Below are 26,800 nucleotides of genomic sequence, written 5' to 3' on the forward strand. Positions count from 1 at the left end.
GCCAGCCGCGCACCGCAGCTGACGGAGGCGCAGTGGACGTCCGGGAGCGCTGGTTCTTCGCCCGGTGGTATGACTGGTTATACTCATCGCATGAAGACCGCAATCTCCGTACCCGATCGCGAGTTCGAGCGGTTCGAGCGAATCGCTGCCCGGCACGGCATGAACCGTTCGGAGTTCTTCCGACGCGCCGGCGAGAAGTTCGCGGACGAGCTCGAGGGAAGCAATGAACTGACGGCCCTGGCCGACGCTGCGCTCGCAGACGCAGGGCAGCCGTCCGATGACAGTCCGTTCCTTTCGGCATCCGAGCGGGAGATGCTGCGCGGGACCGAGTGGTGATCTCCCGCGGCGACGTCGTCTGGGTGGACTTCGGGCAGCCCCGCGGAAGCGAGCCTGGGAAGACGCGCCCTGCGCTGGTGATCCAGGAAGACTGGCTGCTCGCATCGACGATCAACACCGTGATCGTCGTTCCGCTGACATCGAATCTCCGGCTCGAGTTGTTCCCGGGCAACGTCCTCGTGCCCACCGCCGCGTCCGGCCTGGACAAGGACTCGGTCGCTGTCGTCTCGCAGGTCGGGCCCGTCAGTCGTGATTTCCTCGAGCCGTACCCCGTCGGCCACCTGCCCGCATACCTCATGTCGAAGGTCACTGACGGGGTGCGCCTGGTCCTCGGGGTGTAGCAGCGAGGGGGCGGCAATGAAGGCGTCACCGAGGAGTCTCTCAACGCCAGGTCGCCGGCTCCCAGGGGTTGACGGTCTCGATGCTGAGCGGGGCGAAGTGCCGGGTGTTCCGGGTCGCGACCACCGCGCCGCACGCGTGGGCCGTCGCGGCGATCACGGCGTCGTCGTACGGCGCGTGCTCAGGGAAGCGATGCGTCGCGAGGATGCGCGCCGCGGCGACATCGAACGGGACGACGCGTCGGCGAACGCCGGGAGGACGTCGTCCTCGAACCACCGTCGGAGGGCCGCGCCCTGAGCGGCATCCTCACGTTCCTTCGCGACGATGCCACGTTCGATCTCGGCGATCGTCAGGGCCGCGACGTACTGGTCGGCGACGGGGATCTCCGACGCCCACCGTTCGACCTCGGGGTCGCGTCCCGGACACGGAGTGCGGACACGACGTTCGTGTCGAGGACGTATCTCACAGGTCGACGGCGCGCGAGATCAGCCCGAGGCGCTGCGGCTCGAACTCGATGTCCGCGCCGTCGTCGGTGCTGAGCAGGTCGACCAGCGTCACCGGGTCCTGGGCCAGCGCCCTCGGTCCGGGCCTCGATGCCTCCCTGACGGCCTAGGATCGGGTCGCCGGCGACGACGCCGGCCGCACGACCTAAGGAGTCTCGACGCCCATGCTCGCTGCGTGGGGCGCGCTCGCCCTGCTCACCCTCGTCCACCTCGGCGCGCAGCTCGCCGGAGCCTCCGATCTCGCCGACGTCTCGCAGTGGTTCCTCATGCCCGCGCTCGCGGGCTGTCTGTGGCTCGCGACGCGGCCCGCACCCGGTCCTCGACGACGACGCTCCCGCCTCGTCCGGATCACGCTCGTCGCGCTCGGCTTCTCGTGGCTCGGCGACACGGCGCCCGACCTCGCCGACGGCGACGCAGCGTTCCTCGTCATGGTGGGCTTCTTCCTCTGCGCACAGGTGGCCTACACGCTCGCGTTCTGGCCCTACCGTGCGGGCTCGGTCCTCCGGCGCCCGCTCGCTCTCGCGCCGTACGCGCTCGCCTTCGTCGCCCTCGTCGTGGCGTGCGCGCCCGGTGCCGGACCCCTGCTCGTCCCGGTCGTCGTCTACGGCGCGTGCCTCGTGCTGATGGCCGTGACGGCGACGGGCGTCGACCGCCTCGCCGCCGTCGGCGGGGCAGTCTTCCTCGTCTCCGACGCGCTCATCGCGCTGGACGCCTTCGCGCCGTGGTACTCCCTGCCCGTCCACGGCTTCTGGGTGATGCTCACGTACGTCGGGGGTCAGGTGCTGCTCGTCCTCGGCGTCCTGCGGCGTGACGGGACCGTCGGAGGACGGACGGCGCGCCCCGGTGGCCTCGTCCCCGCGCGACTGCGTGAGGGAGGCTGAGCAGGGCTCCAGGTCTCGTCGGTGGGCGCCGCGCTGCCCGGTGCCTCACGAGGAGGACCGACGCGTCAGCGTTCGACGTGGACGGCGACGAGCGCGACGTCGTCCTCCGCGCCCGCGGGGACGAGGTCGGTCAGCAGGAGGTCCAGCAGGCGCGCGGGGGCGACGTCGTCGAGCGCGGTGACGCGCCGGGGCAGCTCCTCCAGGCTGTCGCGCAGCGGCCGGTCACGACGCTCGACGAGCCCGTCGGTGTAGAGGAGCAACGTGTCTCCGGGCTCCAGCAGGTCGGTGTGGTCCGTCCGGTCGCCGCCGAGCCCCAGTCCGAGCAGCGGATCGTTCCGAGCCCGCAGCAGTCGCGCGGTGCCGTCTGCCGCACGGACGACCGGGGGCAGGTGGCCCGCCGAGCACCACGTGAGCGAGCGCGGCTCCCCGGCGAGGCCGGGGCCGATCTGCGCGACGGCGGCCGTGGCCAGCGCGTCCAGCCCGAGGCCCGTCGCGGTGTCCTCAGCGGCATCGAGAAGCTCGGCGGGACCGGCTCCCGTGCAGTACCCGACCGTGCGGACGACGCCGCGCAGGTGCCCCATGCGCGACGCGGCGGACACGTCGTGCCCGGTGACGTCGCCGACCACGACGGTCGTGTGCCCGTCGCGCTGCACGAACGCGTCGTACCAGTCGCCGCCGACGTGCACCTCCGGGACGGCGGGCCGGTAGCGGACGTCGATGCGCAGACCGGGGACCGTGGGCGGGGGCGTGAGGATGGAGTCCTGGAGCTCGAGTGCGGCACGGCGCTCGCGGACCAGCGCGGCGGCGTACCGGCCGGCCGTCGAGCCCAGGGCGAGGGCATGGTGGAGCACCGTGCGATCCACGGGACCGTCCCGTGCGGCGTCGTGGTCCACGGCGACGCCGTCCGCAGCCCCTCGCCCGGAGCGGACGATCTCCGTGACGTCCTCGGCGCGGTGCACGATCACCGAGACCCGGCCGCCGGCGTCCACCACGGGGACGTTCGTGGTGATCCACCAGCGCTCGTCCCAGCGCCCGTCCGGTCCGCGCAGGTCGTACCGGTGGGGCCCGAGCATCTCCAGGCGGCCGGTCGACGCGACGCGCTCGAGCGACTCGACCACGTGCGCCGCCGCAGGATCGCTGTCCGACCGCAGCGGGAAGACGTCGAGGTAGTGCCTACCGACGACCGCGGTCGCCGGTGCGTCGACGGTCCGGAGGAACGCCTCGTTCGCGTCGAGCACCATGAGCTCCGGCGAGACCACGAGCTTCGGCGCCGTGAGGGCTGCGAACACGGCGTGATAGTCCACCCCGTCGACCGAGACGTCGCGGTCGAGCCGCCCTCGCATGTCACTGATGTGAGGGGTCATACCACCGAGCCTCGCGCATCCTGAGCGGTTCGCAGCGCGAACCACGTGCGCGCGCCCTCGCCGCGCCTCTCAGCCGACGGCGACGACCGGCGCCGGCAGCGGCGTGCCGGAACCGTCACGCCGCTGGTCCACGTCGGGCAGCTCGGCGGACTGGCCGCCCGCACCCGTCGCGCGCGGCGGTCCCTGCCCGACCCACGCGAGGATCAGGGCGTCCTCTCCCTTGAGGAAGCGGTGCGCCCGGACGCCACCCGTCGCGCGTCCCTTGCCGGGGTACAGCTCGTACGGCGTCACCTTGGCCGCGCCCGTCTGGGTGCCGGGCAGCGCGCCCGACGACCCGGAGACGGTGACCACGACGGCGAGATCCCGCACGTCGGCCGCGACCACGCCGAAGAACGCGACGCGCTGGCCGTCGGCGAGCCGGATGCCTGCCATGCCGCCGGCGGAGCGCCCCTGGGGGCGCACTGCGGTGGCGTCGAAGTGCAGGAGGCTCGCGTCGCTGCTGACGAGCACGAGCTCGTCCGCGTCGGTCGCGGGCGCGGCACCCACGACGGCATCGCCGTCCTTGAGCCCGATCACCTCCCACGCGTCACGGTTCGTCGGCACGTCGCCCGGCAGCACGCGCTTGACGACGCCCTGCGCGGTGCCGAGCGCGAGCGGGGGGGCGTCCGCGTCGAGCGAGACGATCGTCACGGCCTGCTCGCCCGGCTCGAGCGCGACGACCTCGCTCAGCGGCACGCCCCCGGACAGGCTCGGGGCGCTGTCGGTCGGCGGGATCGCGGGCAGGTCCAGGACGGACACGCGGACGATCCGCCCCCGGCTCGTCACGAGACCGACCTCGCCGCGCGCCGTCGTGCGCACCCGGCCGCGCAGGACGTCGTGCGCTGCGCGCGGGCCGCTCCGGGCCGGCTCGGTGTCGTCGCTCGTCCGGGCCAGCAGACCGGTCGCGGAGAACAGGGCCCAGCACGGGGTGTCCGCCACCTCGAGCGGCAGCGCCGCGGTCGTGGTGGGGGCGGCGCCCGCCGACTCGAGCAGGATCGTGCGACGCGGCGTGCCGTAGGTCTTCGCGACCTCGGCCATCTCCGCAGACACGACGGCGCGCAGCTTCGCGTCGTCGCCCAGGATCTCCTGGAGCGCGGCGATCTCCTTCCGCAGCGCGTCCTGCTCCTTCTCGAGCTCGATGCGCGAGAACTTGGTGAGGCGGCGCAGCTGGAGCTCGAGGATGTACTCGGCCTGCGGCTCGGACAGGTCGAACACGGTCTGGAGGCGGTCGCGGGCTGCGCGCGCGTCGTCCGAGGACCGGATCACCTGGATGACCTCGTCGATGTCGACGATCGCGATCAGCAGGCCGTCGACGAGGTGCAGGCGCTCGGAGCGCTTGCGCAGGCGGTGCTCGGACCGGCGGCGCACGACGTCGATGCGGTGGTCCACCCACACGACGAGCAGCTCGCGCAGGCCGAGCGTGCGCGGCTGGCCGTCGACGAGCGCGACGTTGTTGATGCCGAACGAGTCCTCGAGCGGCGTGAACCGGTAGAGCTGCTCGAGCACGGCCTCGGGGTTGAAGCCCGTCTTGACCTCGACGACGATCCGCAGGCCGTGCTCGCGGTCGGTGAGGTCCGTCGCTGCGGTGACGCCCTGGATCTTCTTCGCCTTGACGCCCTCGGCGATCTTCTCGATCACCTTCTCGGGGCCGACCACGTACGGCAGCTCCGTGAACACGATGCCCTTGCGGCGCGGCGTGAGGTTCTCGACCCGCGCGGTGGCACGCGTACGGAACGAGCCCCGGCCGGTGCGGTAGGCGTCGCGCACGCCGTCGAGCCCGACGATCTTGCCGCCAGAGGGCAGGTCCGGCCCGGGCACGAAGCGCATGAGCGCCTCGAGGTCGGCGTCGGGGTGCTGGACGAGGTGGCGCGCGGCGGCGACCACCTCGACGAGGTTGTGCGGCGCCATGTTCGTCGCCATGCCGACCGCGATGCCCGACGCCCCGTTGACGAGCAGGTTGGGGATCGCGGCGGGCAGGACCTCGGGCTGGGTGAGCTTGTTGTCGTAGTTCGGCACGAAGTCGACGACGTCCTCGTCGAGGCCGGTCGTCATCGCGAGCGACGACGGGGCGAGGCGCGCCTCGGTGTACCGGGAGGCGGCCGGGCCGTCGTCGAGCGAGCCGAAGTTGCCGTGCCCGTCGACGAGCGGCAGGCGCAGGGAGAAGTCCTGCGCGAGGCGGACGAGCGCGTCGTAGATCGCGCTGTCGCCGTGCGGGTGGAGCTTGCCCATCACCTCGCCGACGACGCGCGCCGACTTCACGTGGGAGCGGTCCGGGCGCAGGCCCATGTCGGCCATCATGTAGAGGATGCGGCGCTGCACGGGCTTGAGCCCGTCGCGCGCGTCGGGCAGGGCGCGCGAGTAGATGACGGAGTAGGCGTACTCGAGGAACGACCCCTCCATCTCCGTCGCGACGTCGACGTCGACGATCGTCTCGTTCACCTCGGCCGGGTCGATCGAGGGTGTCGAGGGCTTGCGCGCCATGGTCGTGCTGGCTCCTGCCGGTCGGTGCGTCGGGACGTCGGTCGGTGATCGTTCAGATGGCGGGGGGACCTGCCCGCCGGACGCGAGGGTAGCCCACGCGTCCCACACGCGGTCGACCGCCCTGACCGTCCAGGACGATTGTCCTCCCGGACGGGGCCGTGCCGGTGCAGGCGCACCGCGCCGCCCACCGCATAGCCTGGGGGCGTGAGCGGCGCCGACGTCGGGTCCCACCCGGTCCAGCACCCCGTCGACTACCCGGTCGAGTGGGAGGCGGACGTCGTCCTGCGCGACGGCACGACGACGCACGTGCGCCCGATCCGGCCGGAGGACGCAGACGCGCTCCAGCGCTTCCACGTCTCCCAGTCCGAGCGGTCGACGTACCTGCGGTTCTTCGCCCCGATGCAGCGCCTGTCGGACCGCGACCTCGACCGGTTCACGCGCGTGGACCACTCCGACCGCGTCGCGCTGGTCGCCGTCCGGCCCCGCAGCGCGGCGTCGGACGACGGCCCGGCGGACCCCGGGGAGGGCCTGACCGGGTCGACAGGGCTCACGGGGGAGCAGGACATCATCGGCGTCGCCCGGTTCGACCGCACCGGCGGGCACGAGGCCGAGGTCGCGTTCAACATCGCCGACTCGGCGCAGGGCCGCGGCCTCGGCTCCGTGCTGCTCGAGCACCTGGCGGCCGCGGCGCGCGAGCTCGGCGTGCGCCGGTTCACCGCGGAGGTGCTGCCGCAGAACGGGAAGATGCTCGCCGTCTTCCGCGAGGCCGGCTACGACGTGCGCCAGCAGATGGACGACGGGTTCGTCGTCGTCAGCGTGGACCTCGACCCGACGGAGCGCTCGCGCGCCGTCATGGCCGACCGCGAGCACCGCGCCGAGGCGCGCAGCATGCAGGGACTGCTCGGCGCGTCGAGCGTCGTCGTCGTCGGTCCGGCCGGCCCCGCGGACCCGGTCGCCGGGGACGAGGGCGTCGCCGGGGACGAGGGCATCGAGTCACTCCTCGCGCACCGTGCGCTCGCCGCGCTGCGGCGCGGCGCGGGCGTCGAGATCCACGTGGTCGGGGCCGCCCCGGCAGACCTGGCGCCCCCCGCGCCCACGCCGCCCGCCGCCGCGCCCACGCCGCCCGCCGCCGGGTCCGACGGCGGGTCCGTCACCGCCTACGCGTCGCTCGCCGACGTCCCAGCCCCCGTTGACCTCGCCGTCGTGTCGCTGCGCCCGCCCGAGGCGATCGACGCCGTACGGCACCTCGCGCGCCTCGGGGTGCGCGGCGTCGTCGTGCTGTCCGCGGGGTTCGCCGAGACCGGTCCCGACGGTCTCGCGCTGCAGCGCGAGCTCCTGCGCGTCGCGCACACCGCCGGGCTGCGTGTCGTGGGTCCGGCGAGCTACGGCCTCGTCACCCACGGTGCGTCGTCGGGCGGACCGACGCTCGCCGCCACGCTCGCGGACGAGCTGCCCCAGCCAGGCGTGGTCGGCCTCTTCTCCCAGTCCGCCCCCATGGCCGTGACGCTCCTCGCGACCACGGCGCGCCGTGGTCTGGGCGTGTCGTCGTTCCTCTCGGCGGGGCACCGGGCCGACGTGTCGGGCAACGACCTCATGCAGTACTGGCAGGACGACCCCGCGACCCAGGTGGTGTGCCTCTACCTCGAGTCGATCGGCAACCCGCGCAAGTTCTCGCGCATCGCGCGCCGCCTCGCGTCGGTCAAGCCCGTCGTCGTGGTCACCGCCGGCCGGTCGGGCCACGTGGTGCCACCGGGCCACGCGGTGCGCTCGACGACGGCCCCGCGCCGCACGCTCGACGAGATGCTGCGGCAGTCCGGCGTCATCCGCGCCGAGAACACGCACCAGCTCATCGACATCGCGCAGCTCCTCGCGCACCAGCCGCTCCCGACCGGACGGCGCGTGGGCATCCTCGCGAGCTCCGCCTCGCTCGCCGCGCTCGTCGCCGAGGCCGCGGCGTCCGCGGGGCTCGTCGTCGCGCGGTCGGACTTCCTCCCGGAGGACGCCTCGTCCGAGCGTCTGACCGACGCCGTCGACGCGCTCTACGCGCCGGACGCGTGCGACGTCGTCGTCGCGGTCCAGGTGCCGACCGTCCGACCGCGTCGCGTCGAGCTGTCGCACGCCCTCGCCGCGGCGGCCGCGCGCACCCGACGGACGACGGTGGCCAGCATGCTGGGCCTGCACGGGCTCACCGACGAGCTCTCGGTCCCGGACCCGCACGCGCCGACGCCCCCGGACGGGGGCGCGGACGACGCCGCGCCCGGGGTCGCGGCGGCACCGTGCCGGGTCCCCGCCTACTCCACGCCCGAGGACGCCGTGGCCGCGCTCGGCGCGGTCGTGCGGTACGCGCGCTGGCGCGAGGCCGACCACGGATCCCCGGTCCGGCCCGCCGGCGTCGACGGCGCACGGGCGCGCCAGATCGTCGACCGCGCGCTCGCGGGAGCCGCCGAGGTGGAGCTCGACCCCGCGCAGACGGCCGACCTCCTCGCGTGCTACGGCGTGCACGTGTGGCCGGCGCGGCGTGTGCGCACGGCGGACGAGGCGGTCGCGGCCGCGCGCGAGATCGGCTGGCCGGTCGCGCTCAAGAGCACCGCCCCAGGCCTGCGCCACCGCGCGGACCTCGGCGGTGTGCGGCTCGGCATCGCCGACGAGGCCGAGCTGCGCGCCGACGTCGACCAGATGCGCGCGGCGCTCGCGGCCGTGCTGCCGGGCGCCGCGGACCAGCCGCTCGAGGTGCAGGCGATGGCCGACGCGGGCGTCGCGTGCGTGGTGCGCTCCACCGAGGACCAGCTCTTCGGCCCGGTCGTCTCGTTCGGCCTCGCGGGCGACGCCGTCGACCTCCTGGGCGACGTCTCCTACGGCGTGCCGCCGCTCACCGACGTCGACGTCGCGGCGATGGTGCGGTCCGTGCGCGCCGCGCCGCGCTTGTTCGGGTACATGGGCACGCAGGTCGCCGCCACCGCCGCGCTGGAGGACGTGCTCGCCCGCGTGTCGGTCCTGGCGGACGACCTGCCGGAGGTGCGCAGCCTCGAGCTGTACCCCGTCGTCGTGTCCGAGCACGACGCCGCGGTGCTCAGCGCGCGCGTGAGCCTCGCCGACGCCCAGCGTGCCGACGCGCTGCGCCGCGCGCTGCCGGGCTGACCCGCGCCGTCCGGGCCACGACGTCCACAGGTCCGGTCGCGGGCTGGCCCCCCGCGACGGACGGGTGGGAGAATGCGCGGGTGCCCTCAGCAACCCCCGACGCAACCCCCGGCGTGGCTCCTGACGCCTGGACCGACCTGACCACCCAGCTCCACCGGGCCGGGTACTACCCCGAGCTCGTCGCCGACGTCCTCGACGTCGCGGTCGCCGGGGAGGAGATCGTGTCCCACCTCGTCCTCCCGGAGACGACGTTCGACGCGTCGGAGGTCCGCCGGCACCTCACGGTCCTCGTGCTGACCCCGACCCGGCTCGTCACCGCGCACGTCGACGACCACCCGGCAGACAGCGAGAACCCGTCGGCCTCCGCAGCGGCGACCACGGAGTCGGTGCCGCTGTCGGAGGTGCGGTCGGTGTCCCTCACCCACGTCGTCGCGGACCCGCAGACGCACCGCAGCGGCAACCCTCCGCTCGAGGTGACCCTCGCGCTCGGCTGGGGGGCCGTCTCGCGCGTCGACCTCGAGCCCGCGGCGTGCCCCGACCCGAGCTGCGAGGCTGACCACGGCCTGACCGGCCAGATCACGCCCGACGACGTCGTGGTCCGTGTCAGCGCCGAGGCCGAGGGGCGCGCGGCCGTCGGTGCCGCGGTCGACTTCGCCAAGGCCCTGTCCCGCGCGACCGCGCAGCGCACCCGATGACGTCGCTGCCCGCCCGGACGGCGCCGCCCGCGCCCGACGGCGCGTCGCAGCTGCCCGACGGGCTGCTCGCGCCGGAGCACGGCACCGCCTCGCTCGCGGCCGTGCTGCCCGCCGCCCTCGACGCGCTCGGCGTGGTCGTCACGACGGCGACCGGGATCGAGGGGCGCGCGGCGCGCGGAGCCCTCGACCTGCCGCGCGCGGACCGCGTGTGCGTCGTGCTCGTCGACGGCCTGGGGCACCTCAACCTCGCGGAGCGGGCCGGTCACGCCCCGTTCCTGCGCTCGCTCCTGCCCGACGCCCGCTCGCTCACCTCGACGTTCCCCAGCACGACCGCGGCGGCGATCGGTGCGTTCGGCACGGGAACGGCCCCCGGGCGCACGGGGATGCTCGGCTACACCCAGCGCAACCCGGAGACGGGCGGGCTCGCCAACATGGTCTCGTGGGAGGGCGCGCCGGCGCCGCACGAGCTCCAGCGCGAGGCTCCGCTCCTGACGGTCGCCGCAGAGGCCGGCGTGGCCGTCACCTCGACCGGTCCCGCGCGGTTCGCCGGCTCCGGCATGACCGTCGCCGCGCTGCGCGGCGGGTCGTACGCCGCCGCCGACGCCCTGGAGCGCCGGGTGGACGCCGCACGGCTCGCGCTGTCCCGGCCCGGGCTCGTGTACCTCTACTGGGGCGAGGTCGACAAGGCCGGTCACCACCACGGCTCGGGCTCCTGGCAGTGGGGCGACGAGCTCGAGCACCTCGACCGGGAGCTGGCTCGCCTCGCGCGGTCGCTCCCCGCCGGCACGCTGCTCCTCGTCACGGCCGACCACGGCATGGTCGACGTCGACCCGGGACTGCGTCGCGACGTCGCGACGGACCCGGTGCTCGACCAGGGCGTCACGCTCGTCGGCGGCGAGCCGCGAGCGGTGCACGTGTACACCGAGCCGGGCGCAGCGGGTGCCGTCGCGGCGCGCTGGCGCGACGTGCTGGGGGAGGACGCGCTCGTGCTCGAGCGCGAGGAGGTCCTCGCGCGCGGCCTCCTGGGGCCACACGTCCGCGACGCCGCGATCCAGGCCGCGGGCGACGTGGTCGTGGCGATGCGCGGCCGCGCGACCGTCGTCGACTCGCGCACCCAGACCGCCGCGTCGCTCGCGCTCGTCGGCGTCCACGGCTCCCTCACGGAGCGCGAGATGCGCGTCCCGCTCCTCGTGGCGGGGCGCTGACGCCGTGGCCGAGCTCGTCTTCTTCTCCGGGACCATGGACTGCGGCAAGTCCACGCTGGCCCTCCAGCTCGACCACAACCACGCGGCGCGCGGGCGGCGAGGCCTGATCTTCTCCCGCGACGACCGCGCCGGGACCGACCGGCTCTCCTCGCGGCTCGGGCTCGAGGTCGTGGCGCTCGAGGTCACGGATGCCACGGACTTCTGGGAGCTCGTCTCCGGACAGCCGGTCCCGGTGGACTACCTGGTGTGCGACGAGGCCCAGTTCTACTCCCCGGCCCAGGTCGAGCAGCTCGCGCGCCTCGTCGACGAGACGGAGGTGGACGTCTTCGCGTTCGGCATCACGGCGGACTTCCGCACCCGCCTGTTCCCCGGGTCGGCACGCCTCATCGAGCTCGCCGACCGCGTCGAGGTGCTCCAGGCCCACGCGCTGTGCTGGTGCGGCGCACGGGCGACGCACAACGCGCGCACGGTCGACGGCCGGATGGTCGTCGCGGGGGAGCAGGTCGTGGTCGGCGACATCGGTGACGGCGGCGGGGAGGTGGCGTACGAGGTCCTGTGCCGCCGGCACCACATGCGGCGCATGACGACAGCCGCGGCGCGCGCGCTCGCACCCGCCGACGGGCTCTCGCTCGAGCTGCCGGACTGAGGCTCGTCAGCCCTCGGGCCGCGCGCCGAACACGATCTCGTCCCAGCTCGGCACCTTCGCGCGCGAGCGGTTCTTGCTCTTGCGCGGCTCGCGCGCACCCGGGCGCCGGGCGGCCCCGGCCTCCGGTTCGGACGCGTCGTCCCGCGACCCGTGCCCCGACGGGTCGGTGGGGTCTGCGTGCGCCTCGTCGGACCGCGCGGCGCCGTGCGGCCCCCGGTCCGCCGGGTGGTCCCGGGTGGCGGCCGGCTCGTCCAGAGGGTGCTGGTCGTCGGCCGCCTCGCGAGCCCGGATCGACGGGAGGTGCACGACGGTCGCCCCGCGGCCCCGCGTCTCGTCCGGTCCGCCGCGCTCCGCACCGGGCCGGTCGACGTCGCGGACGGCAGGCTCCGTGCCCTCGCCGTCCCGCAGCGCGGCGCGCGGGCCGAAGCCCTCGAAGGGCTCCTGCCCGGGGACGTCCGTCGCAGCGCCCGCAGGCTCCGTGCGCGGTCGCACGCCCCGCCGTCGGCCCAGGTCGTCCAGCAGGTCGGCCGTGCCGTCCTGCGCGGACGTCTCGGCCTCCGGACGCCGGCGCGCGGTCCCGGCGTCGACGTCGAAGACCGCCGCGGTACCGGGCGACGGGTCGGGTTCCGACTCGGGCTGCGACAGCCAGCGCGCCTCGTCGTCGAGCGCGTGCAGCGCGCGCGACGTCGGGTCGTACGTCCAGCGCGCGGCGCGCGGTCCCGACGAGACCTCGAACGTCGCCGTCACGACCCACGCCGCGCCGTGCTGCCGGGCCGCGCTCCAGACCACCGTGGCCGGGTCGACGTCGCGGGCCGCGAGCCGGCGCGCCGCGAGGTCGTCGATCGTCGGGGCGTCGTCGCCGTGCCCCTGCGGCGACCTCCGCACCCGGTCGACGACGTACTCCTGCTCCGCCACCACCGGACCGGCGAACCGGCGCACGCTCTCGACGGGGATGCCCGCGGCCTCCGCGACGTCCTCGACGTCGTCGCCGGCGCGGAGCCGGGACTGGATCTCGCGCGGCGAGAGGTTGCGCTCGCCCTCCGCCCGCAGGTGCTCGAGGTGCGGTCTGTCGCGGCGGACCGCGGCCCGCAGCGACTCGGTGATGGGCAGCAGGTAGTGGGCACCGCCCGCCCCGCCGAGGACGAGGTGCTCCCCGTCCTCGTGCAGTCTCACCAGCTCCAGCTCGTCCATCAGCCCTCCCGTGTCGCCGCGCCCGCTCCCTCGAGGGTGCCATCCTCGCGCGTGCGCCGGGTGCAAGGCGCCCGGTGTGCCGCGGACTGGCCTCCTTGGGATGATGCGCCCTGTGATCCTCGACCTCGTCCCCGGCGACGCCCTCGAGCTCGGCGGCGTGTTCTGCGCCGCGCTGTCCGGCGGGCTCGCGGCCGTGCGCAAGCGCTACGACCTCGTGGGCGTGCTCGTCCTCGCCTGGGCGGCGGGACTGGGCGGCGGCCTGCTCCGCGACGTCCTCATCGGCGCGATCCCGCCCGTGGGCATCTCCGACTGGCGTCTCGTGGCCGTCGCCGCGGCAGCGGGGATCGTCACGTTCTTCTGGCACCCCCGGCTCGAGCGGCTGCGGCGCAGCATCATCGTGCTCGACGCCGGGGCGCTCGCGCTGTTCGTCCTGTCCGGCACGATGAAGGGGCTCGAGTACGGCGTCGGCCCGCTCGCCGCCGTCTTCGTCGGCGTCCTGACCGGGGTCGGTGGCGGCATCCTGCGCGACGTCCTCACGAGCGAGGCGCCGCTGCTCTTCCAGGACAAGCAGCTCTACGCCATCCCGGCGCTCGCGGGTGCCGCGCTCACGGTCGGGCTGTGGGAGGCGGACCTGCTCGGTCCGCTCTCCCAGGCGGGCGTCCTCGCGCTGATCTTCGGCTTCCGCCTGCTGTCGCTGCGTCTCGGCTGGTCGGCCCCGGGGCCGTGGGAGGGTCGCCCTTCGTCGCGCGGTTCCGGCAGGATGTGACCCGTGCACTCCTTCATCGACGATCCCCGCCTGCCCGACGACGTCACGGTCGCCGACCTGCGCGAGCTCGCGGAGCGTCTCGCCCGCGCCGCCGGCGACCTCGTCCGCACGGGCCGCCCCGACCGCGTCGAGGTCGCGTCGACCAAGTCGTCGGCGACCGACGTCGTGACCCGGATGGACGCCGACTCGGAGGCGCTGCTGCGCCGCGAGATCGCCGCCGCGCGTCCCGACGACGCGATCCTCGGCGAGGAGGGCGGCGCCTCGTCCGGGACCTCGGGCATCACGTGGGTGGTCGACCCGATCGACGGGACGGTGAACTACCTCTACGGCGTCGCGTCGTACGCGGTCTCGGTCGCGGCCGTCGTCGGGCCGCCCGACCCGCAGGACTGGACGGTCGTCGCGGGCGCCGTGCACTCGGTCGTCGACGGACGCACGTGGACCGCGGGCCTCGGTGGGGGCGCGACCGTGGACGGCCGGGCGCTGCGGGTGCTGGAGCCGACGTCGCTCGCCCAGTGCCTCGTCGGCACCGGCTTCGGCTACGACGCCGACCGGCGGCGCGCCCAGGCCCGCGTGCTCGTCGAGGTGCTCCCGCGGGTCCGGGACATCCGGCGGCTGGGTTCGGCCGCGATCGACCTGTGCCTCGTGGCGAGCGGGGAGCTCGACCTCTACTACGAGCGCGGGCTCAACCCGTGGGACATGGCCGCGGGAGGCCTCGTGGCGCAGGAGGCGGGCGCCGTGCTCACGGGCCTGCGCGAGCGCGCGGCCGACCACGACATGACCGTGGCGGGGGCGCCGGAGCGGGCCGCGGAGCTCGTCCGCATCCTCGAGGACGTGGGCGCAGACGCCGACGTGTGACCGTGCGCCCGGGGTCGTGACGAAGGACACCGGGCGCGTCGTGCGCCACAGGGTGCATCCGCCCCGGAAATGGTGCAGAATCCGGTGGCCCGCCGGGAACAATTCCGGTGCGCCGTGCATTGATCAGCGTGCACGTGCCGCGACGACCTCGGGGCACGGCACGTCCCGGGACGCACCCCCGCGTCCCGCACCCGCGCTCGTCCGGAACGGCCGGCCATCGTCGGCGGTACCGGGTGCGCGTTGTCGCGATCGACGAACTTCCGGAGAGTGACCCCACAGATGGCAACAGACTACGACGCCCCGCGCAAGAGCGAAGAGGAGCTCAGCGAGGACTCGATCCAGGAGCTGCAGGCTCGTCGCTCCGACAAGAGCTCGGGCGTTGTGGACGAGGACGAGACCGAGGCGGCGGAAGGCTTCGAGCTTCCCGGCGCGGACCTGTCCGGCGAGGAGCTCTCCGTCCGGGTGCTCCCGCGCCAGGCGGACGAGTTCACCTGCTCGAGCTGCTTCCTCGTGCACCACCGCAGCCAGCTCGCGTACGAGAAGAACGGGCAGCAGATCTGCTCGGAGTGCGCTGCCTGACCCGCGCCCGCACGTCCTCGTCGGCCGTCGTCCCACCCGGGGCGGCGGCCGACGTCGTGCCGGGGGCGGCCGACGTCGTGCGGGGATACGTGCCGGTCGCCTGCTCAGGCGCCCGGACGGGGGGCGCGCCGCAGGGCGTCCGCGAGGTCCTGCGGCCGGCGCGTGGAGACCAGCCAGTACGGCGTCGGGTCCTGCGGGTCCTCGAGCGTCACGTGGACCCCGGTACGGGCCCAGGCGCGCAGGCACACGTAGGCGCGGGCGTCGAGGCGCGGGCCCAGCTCGGCCCGCATCGCGTCGGCGTCGAGCGTCGTCACCTGACCCAGCAGCGTGACGGGGATCGACGCGCGGCCCGCGCGGAAGGTCCCGTCCTGGACGGACACCACGGGCGACGTCCACCAGAGGGTCAGCAGGCCGACCACGGCTGCGAGGCCCGCGACACCGAGCGCGATCGCGTGGCTCGCGGGCCACAGCGCCACACCGAGGACGGCTGCGAACGCCACGACGGCAGCCCAGCCGCCGACCCCGGGCAGGACGCGCTCGCGGAAGCCGGGCCCGACCGTCCCCGGCGCCGGGGCGTCGGTCGGGCGGGGGGAACGGTCCGGGGCGTCGGTCATGCGTCCATCATCCCAGCCGCTCGGCGTGCCCCCGGCCCCGGGACCGTGCTCGCACGCGGCAACCGGGCGCACTAGGATCTGCCGGGTGCCGACCGACCACCAGCCCCCGTCCGGCGACGTCGACGTCCTCATCACCCTTCTCGTCGACGTGCCGCTGCCGGCGTACGCCCACCCGGGCGACGCGGGCGCGGACCTCGTGACCACGGTCGACGTCGAGCTCGCCCCGGGCGAGCGCGTCGTCGTCCCGACCGGGGTCTCGATCGCTCTCCCGGACGGGTACGCGGCGTTCGTCCACCCGCGCTCCGGTCTCGCGGCGAAGCACGGCCTCACGGTCGTCAACGCGCCGGGCACCGTGGACGCGGGCTACCGCGGCGAGATCCGGGTCACGCTGCTCAACACCGACGCCCGGGAGCCGGTCGTGCTGCACCGCGGCGACCGCGTGGCCCAGCTCGTGGTGCAGAAGGTCGAGCGCGCACGCTTCGTCCGCGCCGAGCGCCTGCCCGGCTCGCACCGCGGCGAGGGCGGGTTCGGGTCGAGCGGTGGGTGGGCCGCGGCGACCTGAGGTCGTCCGAGGTCGTCCGCGGTCGTCCGAGCGCACCGCGACCCTGCCGGCACGTTCGCGCAGGGCGATCCTCACCCCGCGGACGATTGGCGATCGCCACGGTGCGCTGGGGCTACTGTGGAAGGGTCGGGGCGAACGCCCCGGCTGGAGTCCCGGCGGTGGCCGGGCAGGTGAAGGAGCTCTTTCGTGGGTCTGTTCCGTCGCTCCCCGTCGTCGCAGCCGGCCGAGCCACCGGCAGCGCAGGACGCCGCCGACACGGTCGACGCCGTGACGCCCGAGACGGGTGCGGGCACGGCTGCCGAGGCGGGCGCCCCCGGCCGTGGCCCCTACGACTCGTCGCAGGTGCCCGAGCGCGGTCCGCGCGTCGACCTGGGTGCCGTGTGGCTCCCCGGGGTGCCGGGCATGGAGCTGCGCATGGAGGTCGACAAGAAGACCCAGCGCATCACCGGCGTCGCGTGCGCGGTCGCCGGGTCGGGGCTCCAGGTCCAGGCGTTCGCCGCCCCGCGCTCCGACGGCATCTGGGACGAGATCCGCAGCGAGATCGCGGCGTCCGTCACCAAGCAGGGCGGGACCGTCGACGACGTCCCCGGCCCGTTCGGCCGCGAGCTCATCGCGCGCATCCCCGCGCAGGCGCCCGACGGCCGCACCGGGGTGCGCCCCGCGCGCTTCGTCGGGGTCGACGGCCCGCGCTGGTTCCTGCGCGGCGTCCTCACGGGCAAGGCCGCGGTCGACCCGCAGGAGGCGCGGCTCCTGGAGTCGGTGTTCGCGAACATCGTCGTGGTGCGGGACCAGAGCCCGCGCCCGCCGCGCGACCTCCTCACCCTCCACCTCCCCGGCAAGGCCCCCGCGCCGACGCCCGCCGTGCCGGCGGGCACGCCGGAGACGCCGTCGTTCGACCCGTTGACGCGCGGCCCCGAGATCACGGAGATCCGCTGACATGTCCCCGACCCTGCGCGCCGCCTGGCAGTCGGCGCTCGCCTCCCAGGAGGAGGTCGCCGCGGACGAGGAGCGGGTGGAGGCGGCCCGGCAGACGGGCTGTCGCGCCGTCGCCGACCTGCCCAACCGTCGACGGGCCAAGGTCACCGGCATCCTGCGCTCCGTCGTGCTCCGGCCCCGGGAGGGCGTGCCGACGGTCGAGGTCGAGCTCTACGACGGCTCCGGCGCGATCGACCTCGTGTGGCTCGGCCGGCGGCGCATCGCCGGGATCGAGCCCGGTCGTCGTGCGCTCGTCGAAGGGCTCGTGTGCGACGTCGACGGGCGGCGCACCATGTTCAACCCCCGCTACGAGCTGCTCCCCAAGCCGGGGGAGTGACCACCGCGCACGTCGCCGAGCCGCGGCCGTGACCGACCCCGCGCGGGTGCCCGGCACGCGCCCGCCAGCACACCCCCGAGGACGCACATGACCAGCACGCCCCCGTCGGGAAGCCCCGGCCCCGAGCACCCGTCGACCCGCCCGGACGGGACGGTCTCCGGCGAGCTCGCGCACGACGCGGAGGTGGTCGAGGCCGTGGTCGACGACGTCTCCGCGCCCGAGGACGGGCCCGCTCGCGGCGTCCGGGCGCTCGCCGGCGAGCAGTTCTCCGTCGCCGAGGCCGTGGGCGGGGTCCGGGGGCTCGTCGAGTCCGTCGCGCCGGGGCTCGTCTTCGTCGTGCTCTACGTCGCCACCACGGACCTGACGTGGGCGCTCGTCGGGTCCGTCGCCGTCGCGCTCGTCGCGGTGGGGGTCCGGCTCGCGCAGCGCACGCCCGTGACCCAGGCCCTCGGCGGGCTCCTGGGCGTCGGGATCGGCGTCGTGTGGGCGTGGCGGTCCGGTGAGGCGCAGGACTACTTCGCGTGGGGTCTGTGGACCAACGCGGCCTACCTCCTCGCGCTGCTCGTCTCGCTCGCGGCGCGGTGGCCGCTCGTCGGGCTCGTGGTCGAGGGGTTCCGCAGCGGCTTCGGCACCGGGACCGACCGGACCGCCGACGCGGAACCGGCAGGCACGGCGGAGCCCGGGGCGTTCGCGCGCTGGGCGCGCGCCTGGCGCTCCGACCGGACGTTGATGCGGCGCTACGCCGCCGCGACCTGGCTCTGGGTCGGGCTGTTCGCCGCGCGGCTCGCCGTCCAGGTGCCGCTCTACCTCGACGGGTCCGTCGGGTGGCTGGGGACCGCGCGCCTGGTCATGGGCATCCCGCTGTGGGCGCTCGTGCTCTGGCTCACCTGGGTCCTCGTGCGTCGTCCTGCGGCAGGTCGTCCCGCCTGACCGGCACGGCCTCCTCGGCCTCCGGGGGCGGCAGGACGTCGACGACGTCGCGGACCGTGGCGGTGTCGTCGTGCACGGCGGCGCTCGGGTCTGTCAGCAGGTCGGTCGCCGGGTCGGTGATGACGGCGGGGCCCGTCGCCGGGGCAGCGTCGGACGGCATCGCGACCAGGAGCCGGGAGAGGGCGTCCTCGTCCGCCTCGTCCCCGGTGACGAGCAGGAGCTCGTCGCCGGCCTCGAGGGTGTCGTCCTGGGTCGGCGCGATGGGTCGGGTGCCCCGGACGACCGCGGCGAGCACGGTGTCGGCCGGCCAGGGGACGTCGCCGACCCGTCGGCCCACGAGGGGTGACGACGGCGGGAGCGTGACCTCGAGGATGTCCGCGCCGGACTGGTGGAACGTGAAGATCCGGACGAGGTCGCCGACCGCGACGGCCTCCTCGACCATGGCGGTCATGATGCGCGGGGTCGCCACCGCGACGTCGACGCCCCACGACTCGTCGAACATCCACTCGTTCTTCGGGTTGTTCACGCGCGCGACCGTGCGCGGCACGCCGAACTCGGTCTTCGCGAGCAGCGAGACCACGAGGTTGACCTTGTCGTCGCCCGTCGCGGCGACGATGACGTCGCACTCGTCGACCTTCGCGTCGGCGAGGGTCGAGAGCTCGCACGCGTCGGCGAGCAGCCAGTCGGCGTCGGCGACCTGGGCGACGCGCATCGCGGCGGGCTGCTTGTCGACGAGCATGACCTCGTGGTCGTGGCTCAGCAGCTCGCGCGCGATGGAGCGGCCGACGGAGCCGGCACCGGCGATGACGACGCGCATCACTCGACCTCCGTCTTCGGGGCGTGCGTGAGGACCCGTTCGACGGTCGGTGCGTCGTCGGTGCCCATGAGGACGTGCAGCACGTCGTTCTCCTGCAGGACGGTGCGGTCGGTGACGGTGACGCCGTCCCCGAACCGGCTCACGAAGGCGATCCGCGCGCCCGACGCCTCCTGGATCGCGCGCACGGTGCGGCCGATCCACGCGGGGTGGAAGTCGAGCTGGGCGAGCCGGACGCGGCCCGACGGGTCGCGGTACTCGTCGGTCGCGCCCAGGGGCAGCATGCGACGCAGGACCTGGTCGGCGGTCCAGCGCACGGTCGCCACCGTGGGGATGCCGAGCCGCTGGTAGATCTCGGCGCGCTGCGGGTCGTAGATGCGGGCCACGACCTTCTCGACGCCGAAGGTCTCGCGCACCACGCGGGCCGACAGGATGTTCGAGTTGTCGCCGTCGGAGACCGCCGCGAACGCGTACGCGTCCTCGATGCCGGCCTGCACGAGGGTGTCGCGGTCGAAGCCCATGCCCGTCACCTTCTTCCCCGTGAACTCGCCGGGGAGCCGGCGGAACGCGTCGGGGTTCTGGTCGACGACGGCGACGGAGTGTCCGCTCGCCTCGAGCGACTGCGCGAGCGTCGCACCGACGCGGCCGCAGCCCATGATCACGAAGTGCACGCAACGAACGCTATACCGCCCGCAGCCCGCCCGTGCCGTGAGACCGGCGACCGGCCGACGACGGGCATAGCATGAGGCCTCGTGTCGGAGATCGCTGATGCCGCCAAGCGGCTGCTCGTCGGACGCCCCGTGCGGAGCGAGCGGCTGGGGCACACGCTGCTGCCCAAGCGCATCGCGCTGCCGGTGTTCGCGTCGGACGCCCTCTCGTCGGTCGCGTACGCGCCCGACGAGATCCTCCTGACCCTCGCGGTCGCGGGCCTGGCGGCCACGACGATCTCGCCGTGGGTCGGCCTCGCCGTCGTCGTCGTGCTGCTCACGGTCGTCGCCTCGTACCGGCAGAACGTGCGCGCGTACCCCTCGGGCGGCGGCGACTACGAGGTCGCGACCGTGAACCTCGGCCCGACGGCGGGCGTGGGCGTGGCCTCGGCGCTCATGGTCGACTACGTGCTCACCGTGGCCGTGTCGATCTCGTCCGGGGCCCAGTACGCGGCGAGCGCGATCCCCGCGCTGCGCGGCCACGAGGCGACGTTCGCGATCGTGCTCGTCGTGCTGCTCACGCTCGTCAACCTGCGCGGGGTCAAGGAGTCCGGGAAGCTCTTCGCGATCCCCGTGTACCTCTTCATGCTCGCCATCGGCTCGACGGCGGTCGTCGGGTTCTTCCGGTACGTCACCGGGAACCTGCCCCCGGCCGAGAGCGCCGATCTCGAGCTCGTCGCGGAGAGCGGCTTCGACCAGGGGCTCGTCGGGATCGCGGGAGCATTCCTCGTCGCGCGCGCGTTCGCGTCGGGGTGTGCGGCGCTGACGGGGGTGGAGGCGATCAGCAACGGCGTGCCGGCGTTCCGCAAGCCCAAGTCGCGCAACGCGGCGACGACGCTCGCGCTGCTCGGCGGCATCTCGACGGTGATGATGCTCGTGATCCTCTTCCTCGCGAGCGCGACCGGCGTGCACTACGTCGAGGACCCGCACGAGCAGCTCACCCTGAACGGCGAGCCGCTGCCGGCCGACTACGTGCAGCACCCCGTGCTCGGACAGCTCACGGAGTCGGTGTTCTCCGGTGCACCTTTCGTGTTCGTCGCCGTCTCCGTGGTCACGGGCCTCATCCTCGTCCTCGCGGCGAACACCGCGTTCAACGGCTTCCCGGTGCTCGGCTCGATCCTCGCGAAGGACGGCTACCTGCCCCGGCAGCTCCACACGCGGGGCGACCGGCTCGCGTTCTCCAACGGCATCATCACCCTCGCCGTCGCCGCGATCGTGCTCATCTGGGCCTTCGACGCCCAGGTCACGCGGCTCATCCAGCTCTACATCGTCGGCGTCTTCGTCTCGTTCACGATCTCGCAGCTCGGCATGGTGCGGCACTGGACGCGTGCGCTGCGCACGGAGCACCAGCCGCGCGAGCGTTCCCGCATGCGCCGCTCGCGGGTCGTGAACTCGGTCGGGCTCGCGATGACGGGGACCGTCCTCGTCATCGTGCTCATCACCAAGTTCACGCACGGGGCCTGGATCGCGATCCTCGCCATGGGCGTCGTGTTCGTACTCATGCGCGCGATCCGCAAGCACTACGACACGGTCCGCGACGAGCTGGCCCTCGGGGACGACCTCACCCAGGCCCGCGCACTGCCGAGCCGCGTCCACGCCATCGTCCTGGTGTCGAAGATCCACCGGCCGACGATGCGCGCGCTCGCCTACGCGCGCGCGTCGCGCCCGTCGGTGCTCGAGGCGGTCACGGTGGGGGTCGACCCGGAGGACGTCACCGAGCTCATGCGGGAGTGGGAGGGGCTCGACCTCCCCGTCCCGCTGCGCGTGCTCGACTCCCCGTTCCGCGAGATCACGCGACCCGTCCTGTCCTACGTGCGGTCGGTGCGGCGCGAGTCGCCCCGCGACCTCGTGGTCGTGTACATCCCGGAGTACGTCGTGGGCCACTGGTGGGAACAGCTCCTGCACAACCAGAGCGCGCTGCGGCTCAAGGGCCGCCTGCTCTTCACGCCCGGCGTGGTCGTGGCGTCCGTGCCGTGGCAGCTCGCGTCGACCGAGGGCCAGACCGGCCTCGAGGGGGAGGGCTTCCGGTCCCGCTTCCCGGGCATGTGACGCGTCCGTGGCCGTCGGGGACCGCTGAGGGCCGCCGCGCGGGGAGCCACCGGGGATACTGGGTGGCATGCCCTCCTCCCCGCGCGGCCGCGCCGCAGCACGTACCCGTCCGAACCCTCGACCTGAGGTCGAGGTCGAGATGGAGGTCGAGGTCGGTCCCGTCGCGCATGGTGGGCACTGCGTCGCCCGCCACGACGGTCGTGTGGTCTTCGTGCGGCACACGCTGCCCGGCGAGCGCGTCCGCGCACGCGTGACCGAGGGGGGCGAGGGTTCGAAGTTCTGGCGCGCGGACGCCGTCGAGATCCTCGAGCCCTCGCCCGACCGGGTGCCGTCCGTGTGGCCGGAGGCGGGTCCCGGCGGCGTCGGCGGTGGCGAGCTCGCGCACGTCGCCCTCCCTGCCCAGCGCCGCTGGAAGGGCGACGTGCTCGCCGAACAGCTGCGGCGCCTCGCGCGCCTCGATCTCGACGCCCGGCCTGACCTTCAGGTGGAGGTCGAGGGTCTGCCGGGGGACGACGAGTCCGGCGGCCTCGGCTACCGGACGCGCATCGACCTCGTGGCCGACGCCGACGGGCACGCCGGGATGCACCGGTTCCGCTCGCACGACGTCGTCGCGCTCGACGCGATGCCGCTCGCGACCGACGAGGTCGCGGGGCTGGCCGAGCAGGAGAAGGTCTGGACGCGACGCTGGCGCCCCGGGACGCGCCTCGAGCTCGTCGCCCCGACCGGCTCCGCCCCGCTGCTCCTGGTCGACGGCGAGCCGTGGCGCGGCGGGTCCCTGGACAAGCGGACCAACGCGCGCCGCAGCGTCGTCGAGCACGTGACGGTGGGCGGTCGCGAGCACGCCTACCGCGTCGCGGCCGACGGCTTCTGGCAGGTGCACCACCGCGCACCCGCCGCGCTCGCGGACGCGGTCCTCGCCGGCGTGGGCGACGTCGACGGCGCGCGTGTCCTCGACCTCTACTCGGGCGCCGGTCTCTTCACGCTGCCGCTCGCGGCGGCGGTCGGGGCGAGCGGGGCCGTCGTCGCCGTCGAGGGTGACGAGCGGGCCGTGCGCGACGCGCGGCGCAACGCCCACGGCGTGGAGAACGTCCAGCTCCACCACGGTCCGGTCGAGCACGTGCTCACCGGGCGCGGTGAGGGTGCGGACGCCGTGGCGCGCGGGGGAGCGGACGTCGTCGTGCTCGACCCGCCGCGTGTCGGTGCAGGCCGCGCCGTCGTGGAGGCGGTCGCCGGGACGGGTGCCGGGCGCGTCGTGTACGTCGCGTGCGACCCTGCCGCACTGGCGCGGGACGTCGCGTATCTCGGCGAGCACGGCTACGACCTGCGCAGCCTGCGGGCGTTCGACCTCTTCCCGCACACGCACCACCTGGAAGCGGTCGCGGTCCTCGAGCGTTGAGCAGTCAGGAGCCCTGGACCGTCCGGTCGCCGTCGCGCGGCCGGCGAGGGCGGACGGGAGCGCGGAGATGGGCGAGCAGGTGCGGGAGGGGTCGACCCGGCAGGCCGGGAGGTCGGCGCAGCCGGACGACGTCCGCGACGTCGTGGGCGTCGGGGTGCTGCTGCCGAACGGCAGGCTCGCCGGTCGCGCGTTCGCGTCGCGCGCCGAGGCCGAGGCGTGGGCCCGGCCCGAGGAGGGCGAGCAGGTCGTCGAGCTGAACGTGCTGTGCGACTGCGACCTCTGACGACCGGACCTGTCGCTGTGTGTCCGGCAGATATCTTGACGTCAAGATATGTGCGCTATGCTGGTCGCGGTGCTGGTCCCGGCGCCGACGGACGCGAGCGCTCGACGTGCGCGCGACCCCGGCCGGACCGCCGCACCGGCCCGGCGTAGGCTGGGCGAAGCCCCCCAGAACCATGGCATCCGTGCCACCGTCTCGCCACGAAGGAGCCACGAGTGAGCAGCGTCGACACGTTCGGGTCGAAGGGAACACTGGAGGTCGGTGGGAGCTCGTACGAGATCTTCCGCCTGTCCGCCGTCGAGGGTGTCGAACGCCTCCCGTACAGCCTGAAGATCCTCGCCGAGAACCTCCTGCGCACGGAGGACGGCGCCAACATCACCGCCGACCACGTGCGCGCGCTCGCGTCGTGGGACCCCGCGGCGCAGCCCGACACCGAGATCCAGTTCACGCCCGCGCGCGTGATCATGCAGGACTTCACGGGCGTCCCCTGCGTCGTCGACCTCGCGACGATGCGCGAGGCCGTCGTCGACCTCGGCGGCGACCCGTCGCGCATCAACCCGCTCGCGCCCGCCGAGATGGTCATCGACCACTCCGTGCAGATCGACGTCGCGGGCCGCCCCGACGCGTTCGAGCGCAACGTCGAGATCGAGTACGAGCGCAACCACGAGCGCTACCAGTTCCTGCGCTGGGGCCAGACGGCGTTCGACGACTTCAAGGTCGTCCCCCCGGGCACCGGCATCGTGCACCAGGTGAACATCGAGTTCCTCGCGCGGACGATCATGACGCGTGAGGTCGATGGGGTCCTCCGCGCCTACCCCGACACGTGCGTCGGCACCGACTCGCACACGACGATGGTCAACGGCCTCGGCGTGCTCGGCTGGGGCGTCGGCGGCATCGAGGCCGAGGCGGCCATGCTCGGCCAGCCGGTGTCGATGCTCATCCCGCGCGTCGTCGGCTTCAAGCTCTCCGGCTCCATCCCGGCGGGCGTGACCGCGACCGACGTGGTGCTCACGATCACCCAGATGCTGCGCCAGCACGGCGTCGTCGGGAAGTTCGTCGAGTTCTACGGCGAGGGCGTGGCCCAGGTGCCGCTCGCGAACCGCGCGACGATCGGCAACATGAGCCCCGAGTTCGGCTCGACCGCGGCGATCTTCCCGATCGACGGTGTGACCCTCGACTACCTGCGTCTCACGGGCCGCAGCGAGGAGCAGCTCGCGCTCGTCGAGGCGTACGCCAAGGAGCAGGGCCTGTGGCTCGACCCGACGGCGGCGACCTATGTCGAGCCGGCGTTCTCCGAGTACCTCGAGCTCGACCTCTCGACGGTCGTCCCGTCGATCGCCGGCCCGAAGCGGCCGCAGGACCGCATCGAGCTCACCGAGGCCAAGGAGTCGTTCGCCTCGGCGATCCTCGACTACGTCGGCGCCGAGGAGGCCGCGCCCTTCACCGGGCTCGACGAGTCCGTCGAGGAGACCTTCCCGGCGTCCGACCCGATCGCGGCGGCCGCGCACGACAACGAGTCCGACCACCCGGTCGCCCCCGGCCACGGCGACAGCGCCACGCGTCCGCACAAGGTCGTCCCGGTGACGCTCGGTGACGGCACGACGACGGAGCTCGACCACGGGCACGTCGTCATCGCCTCGATCACGTCGTGCACGAACACGTCGAACCCCTCGGTCATGCTCGCCGCGGCGCTGCTCGCGAAGAACGCGGTCGACCGCGGGCTCGCGTCGAAGCCGTGGGTCAAGACGTCGATGGCCCCGGGCTCGCAGGTCGTGACGAACTACTACGAGAAGGCCGGTCTCTGGCCGTACCTCGAGAAGCTCGGCTTCCACCTCGTGGGCTACGGCTGCGCGACGTGCATCGGCAACTCGGGCCCGCTCGCCGAGGAGATCTCGGCGTCGGTCAACGAGCACGACCTGTCGGTCGTGTCGGTGCTCTCGGGCAACCGCAACTTCGAGGGCCGTATCAACCCCGACGTGAAGATGAACTACCTCGCGTCGCCGCCGCTCGTCATCGCCTACGCCCTCGCGGGCACCATGGACTTCGACTTCGACGGGGAGCCGCTGGGCACCGACCCGCACGGCGAGCCGATCTTCCTCAAGGACATCTGGCCGTCCCCCGAGGAGGTCCAGGCGACGATCGACTCCTCGATCGACCGCGACATGTTCACGAAGGACTACGCCGACGTCTTCACCGGCGACGACCGGTGGCGCTCGCTCGACACGCCCGAGGGCGACACGTTCGCGTGGGACACCGAGTCGACCTACGTGCGCAAGCCCCCGTACTTCGAGGGCATGGCGGCCGAGCCGTCCCCGGTCACCGACATCTCCGGCGCGCGCGTGCTCGCCAAGCTCGGCGACTCGGTGACGACGGACCACATCAGCCCTGCGGGCGCCATCAAGGCGGACTCGCCGGCCGGCAAGTACCTCGCCGAGCACGGCGTGGGCCGCCGCGACTTCAACTCCTACGGCTCGCGCCGCGGGAACCACGAGGTCATGATCCGCGGCACGTTCGCGAACATCCGCCTGCGCAACCAGCTGCTCGACGGTGTCGAGGGCGGCTACACGTACAACTTCGTGAAGGACGCCCAGGACACCATCTACGACGCCGCGCAGGACTACGCCGCGCAGGGCACGCCGCTCGTCATCCTCGGCGGCAAGGAGTACGGCTCCGGCTCGTCGCGCGACTGGGCCGCCAAGGGCACCGCGCTCCTGGGCGTGAAGGCCGTCATCACCGAGAGCTTCGAGCGCATCCACCGCTCGAACCTCATCGGCATGGGCGTCCTGCCGCTGCAGTTCCCGGCGGGCGAGAGCGCCGCGTCGCTCGGCCTGGACGGCACCGAGACGTTCGACGTCGCCGGCATCACCGCCCTGAACGACGGGTCGACGCCGCGCACGGTGAAGGTCACCGCCACCAAGGGCGACGGTGCGACCGTCGAGTTCGACGCGGTCGTGCGCATCGACACCCCGGGTGAGGCGGACTACTACCGCAACGGCGGCATCCTGCAGTACGTGCTCCGGTCGCTCGTCGCCGCCTGACCGGCAACCACCACGACGGACGCCCCGTCGCTCCGGAAGGAGCGGCGGGGCGTCCGTCGTGCGGGCAGGCTCGGAGCGGT

At 74.1% G+C, this 26,800-nt stretch carries 23 protein-coding genes and 1 pseudogene; 18 read left to right on the top strand and 6 right to left on the bottom strand.

Annotation, left to right across the window (positions count from 1 at the left end; all coding sequences use genetic code 11):
• Positions 1–90 precede the first annotated feature (90 nt).
• The 3 genes from V5D56_RS13045 to V5D56_RS13055 all read left to right on the top strand — a co-directional run bounded on the left by V5D56_RS13045 (position 91) and on the right by V5D56_RS13055 (position 2,059).
• Positions 91–336: a ribbon-helix-helix protein, CopG family gene (locus tag V5D56_RS13045; protein WP_435735743.1), complete on the top strand. Its 246-nt coding sequence runs from the start codon at positions 91–93 to the stop codon at positions 334–336.
• Positions 333–677, top strand: a complete 345-nt coding sequence (locus V5D56_RS13050) for a type II toxin-antitoxin system PemK/MazF family toxin (protein ID WP_435735744.1) — start codon at positions 333–335, stop codon at positions 675–677. The genes V5D56_RS13045 and V5D56_RS13050 overlap by 4 nt, the downstream gene beginning before the upstream one ends.
• Before the next feature lie 665 nt (positions 678–1,342).
• The gene (locus V5D56_RS13055) at positions 1,343–2,059 is read left to right on the top strand and encodes a lysoplasmalogenase (protein WP_435735745.1); all 717 of its coding nucleotides are present in this window, start codon (positions 1,343–1,345) and stop codon (positions 2,057–2,059) included.
• Positions 2,060–2,124: 65 nt separating this feature from the next.
• On the opposite strand, the gene V5D56_RS13060 is transcribed toward V5D56_RS13055, so the two are convergent.
• Both V5D56_RS13060 and V5D56_RS13065 read right to left on the bottom strand, forming a co-directional pair.
• The gene (locus tag V5D56_RS13060; RefSeq protein ID WP_435735746.1) at positions 2,125–3,423 is read right to left on the bottom strand and encodes a PP2C family protein-serine/threonine phosphatase; all 1,299 of its coding nucleotides are present in this window, start codon (positions 3,421–3,423) and stop codon (positions 2,125–2,127) included.
• A 69-nt stretch (positions 3,424–3,492) separates the two neighbouring features.
• Positions 3,493–5,943, bottom strand: coding sequence for a DNA gyrase/topoisomerase IV subunit A (locus tag V5D56_RS13065; protein ID WP_435735747.1), 2,451 nt, complete (start codon positions 5,941–5,943; stop codon positions 3,493–3,495).
• 204 nt (positions 5,944–6,147) lie between these two features.
• Here V5D56_RS13065 and V5D56_RS13070 point away from each other — a divergent pair, with 204 nt between their 5' ends.
• From V5D56_RS13070 to V5D56_RS13085, 4 genes are all read left to right on the top strand, one after another.
• Positions 6,148–9,081 (top strand): bifunctional acetate--CoA ligase family protein/GNAT family N-acetyltransferase, encoded by a 2,934-nt coding sequence (locus V5D56_RS13070; RefSeq protein ID WP_435735748.1) that lies wholly within the window; start codon positions 6,148–6,150, stop codon positions 9,079–9,081.
• 80 nt (positions 9,082–9,161) lie between these two features.
• Entirely contained in the window at positions 9,162–9,776 is a 615-nt protein-coding gene (locus tag V5D56_RS13075) for a DUF5998 family protein (RefSeq protein WP_435735749.1), read from the top strand.
• A complete protein-coding gene (locus V5D56_RS13080) occupies positions 9,773–10,981 on the top strand; it encodes an alkaline phosphatase family protein (RefSeq protein ID WP_435735750.1) in 1,209 nt (402 codons plus the stop codon). Before V5D56_RS13075 ends, V5D56_RS13080 begins: the two co-directional genes overlap by 4 nt.
• 4 nt (positions 10,982–10,985) lie before the next feature.
• Complete coding sequence (locus tag V5D56_RS13085) at positions 10,986–11,627, top strand: thymidine kinase (RefSeq protein WP_435735751.1); 642 nt, start codon at positions 10,986–10,988, stop codon at positions 11,625–11,627.
• 6 nt (positions 11,628–11,633) lie between these two features.
• Here V5D56_RS13085 and sepH read toward each other — a convergent pair whose 3' ends face one another.
• Positions 11,634–12,818, bottom strand: coding sequence for a septation protein SepH (gene sepH, locus V5D56_RS13090; protein ID WP_435735752.1), 1,185 nt, complete (start codon positions 12,816–12,818; stop codon positions 11,634–11,636).
• A gap of 100 nt (positions 12,819–12,918) precedes the next feature.
• On the opposite strand from sepH, the gene V5D56_RS13095 reads away from it, so the two are divergent.
• The 3 genes from V5D56_RS13095 (at position 12,919) to V5D56_RS13105 (ending at position 15,018) form a co-directional block, all read left to right on the top strand.
• Positions 12,919–13,584 (top strand): trimeric intracellular cation channel family protein, encoded by a 666-nt coding sequence (locus tag V5D56_RS13095; RefSeq protein WP_435735753.1) that lies wholly within the window; start codon positions 12,919–12,921, stop codon positions 13,582–13,584.
• Positions 13,585–13,587: 3 nt separating this feature from the next.
• Entirely contained in the window at positions 13,588–14,439 is an 852-nt protein-coding gene (locus V5D56_RS13100; RefSeq protein ID WP_435735754.1) for an inositol monophosphatase family protein, read from the top strand.
• Between the two features lie 279 nt (positions 14,440–14,718).
• A complete protein-coding gene (locus V5D56_RS13105; protein ID WP_229245043.1) occupies positions 14,719–15,018 on the top strand; it encodes a DUF4193 domain-containing protein in 300 nt (99 codons plus the stop codon).
• A 104-nt stretch (positions 15,019–15,122) separates the two neighbouring features.
• Here the strand turns inward: V5D56_RS13105 and V5D56_RS13110 are convergent, their stop codons facing one another.
• Positions 15,123–15,632, bottom strand: coding sequence for a DUF3093 domain-containing protein (locus tag V5D56_RS13110; RefSeq protein WP_435735755.1), 510 nt, complete (start codon positions 15,630–15,632; stop codon positions 15,123–15,125).
• Between the two features lie 85 nt (positions 15,633–15,717).
• Between V5D56_RS13110 and dut the strand changes: the two genes are divergently transcribed.
• From dut to V5D56_RS13130, 4 genes are all read left to right on the top strand, one after another.
• A complete protein-coding gene (gene dut / locus V5D56_RS13115) occupies positions 15,718–16,194 on the top strand; it encodes a dUTP diphosphatase (protein WP_435735756.1) in 477 nt (158 codons plus the stop codon).
• 186 nt (positions 16,195–16,380) lie between these two features.
• A complete protein-coding gene (locus V5D56_RS13120) occupies positions 16,381–17,130 on the top strand; it encodes a DUF3710 domain-containing protein (RefSeq protein WP_435735757.1) in 750 nt (249 codons plus the stop codon).
• Position 17,131: 1 nt separating this feature from the next.
• Positions 17,132–17,506, top strand: a complete 375-nt coding sequence (locus V5D56_RS13125) for an OB-fold nucleic acid binding domain-containing protein (RefSeq protein WP_251150832.1) — start codon at positions 17,132–17,134, stop codon at positions 17,504–17,506.
• Between the two features lie 87 nt (positions 17,507–17,593).
• Entirely contained in the window at positions 17,594–18,436 is an 843-nt protein-coding gene (locus tag V5D56_RS13130) for a DUF3159 domain-containing protein (protein WP_435735758.1), read from the top strand.
• Between the two features lie 151 nt (positions 18,437–18,587).
• On the opposite strand, the pseudogene V5D56_RS13135 reads toward V5D56_RS13130, so the two are convergent.
• Both V5D56_RS13135 and V5D56_RS13140 read right to left on the bottom strand, forming a co-directional pair.
• Positions 18,588–19,253 (bottom strand): annotated as a pseudogene (locus tag V5D56_RS13135) (potassium channel family protein); the annotation flags it as partial.
• On the bottom strand, positions 19,253–19,906 hold the full coding sequence (locus V5D56_RS13140) for a potassium channel family protein (protein ID WP_251151231.1): 654 nt from the start codon (positions 19,904–19,906) through the stop codon (positions 19,253–19,255). The gene V5D56_RS13140 and the pseudogene V5D56_RS13135, both read right to left, overlap by 1 nt.
• A 96-nt stretch (positions 19,907–20,002) precedes the next feature.
• Between V5D56_RS13140 and V5D56_RS13145 the strand changes: the two genes are divergently transcribed.
• The 4 genes from V5D56_RS13145 to V5D56_RS13160 all read left to right on the top strand — a co-directional run bounded on the left by V5D56_RS13145 (position 20,003) and on the right by V5D56_RS13160 (position 26,720).
• Positions 20,003–22,006, top strand: a complete 2,004-nt coding sequence (locus V5D56_RS13145) for an APC family permease (RefSeq protein WP_435735759.1) — start codon at positions 20,003–20,005, stop codon at positions 22,004–22,006.
• A 67-nt stretch (positions 22,007–22,073) separates the two neighbouring features.
• Positions 22,074–23,402 carry a class I SAM-dependent RNA methyltransferase gene (locus V5D56_RS13150; RefSeq protein WP_435735760.1) on the top strand — a complete coding sequence of 443 codons (1,329 nt, stop codon included), beginning with the start codon at positions 22,074–22,076 and terminating at the stop codon, positions 23,400–23,402.
• Positions 23,403–23,469: 67 nt separating this feature from the next.
• Positions 23,470–23,685, top strand: a complete 216-nt coding sequence (locus V5D56_RS13155; protein WP_435735761.1) for a hypothetical protein — start codon at positions 23,470–23,472, stop codon at positions 23,683–23,685.
• Between the two features lie 212 nt (positions 23,686–23,897).
• A complete protein-coding gene (locus V5D56_RS13160) occupies positions 23,898–26,720 on the top strand; it encodes an aconitate hydratase (RefSeq protein ID WP_435735762.1) in 2,823 nt (940 codons plus the stop codon).
• Positions 26,721–26,800 lie beyond the last annotated feature (80 nt).

This window comes from Cellulosimicrobium sp. PMB13, from assembly GCF_051294865.1.
Classification (GTDB): domain Bacteria; phylum Actinomycetota; class Actinomycetes; order Actinomycetales; family Cellulomonadaceae; genus Cellulosimicrobium.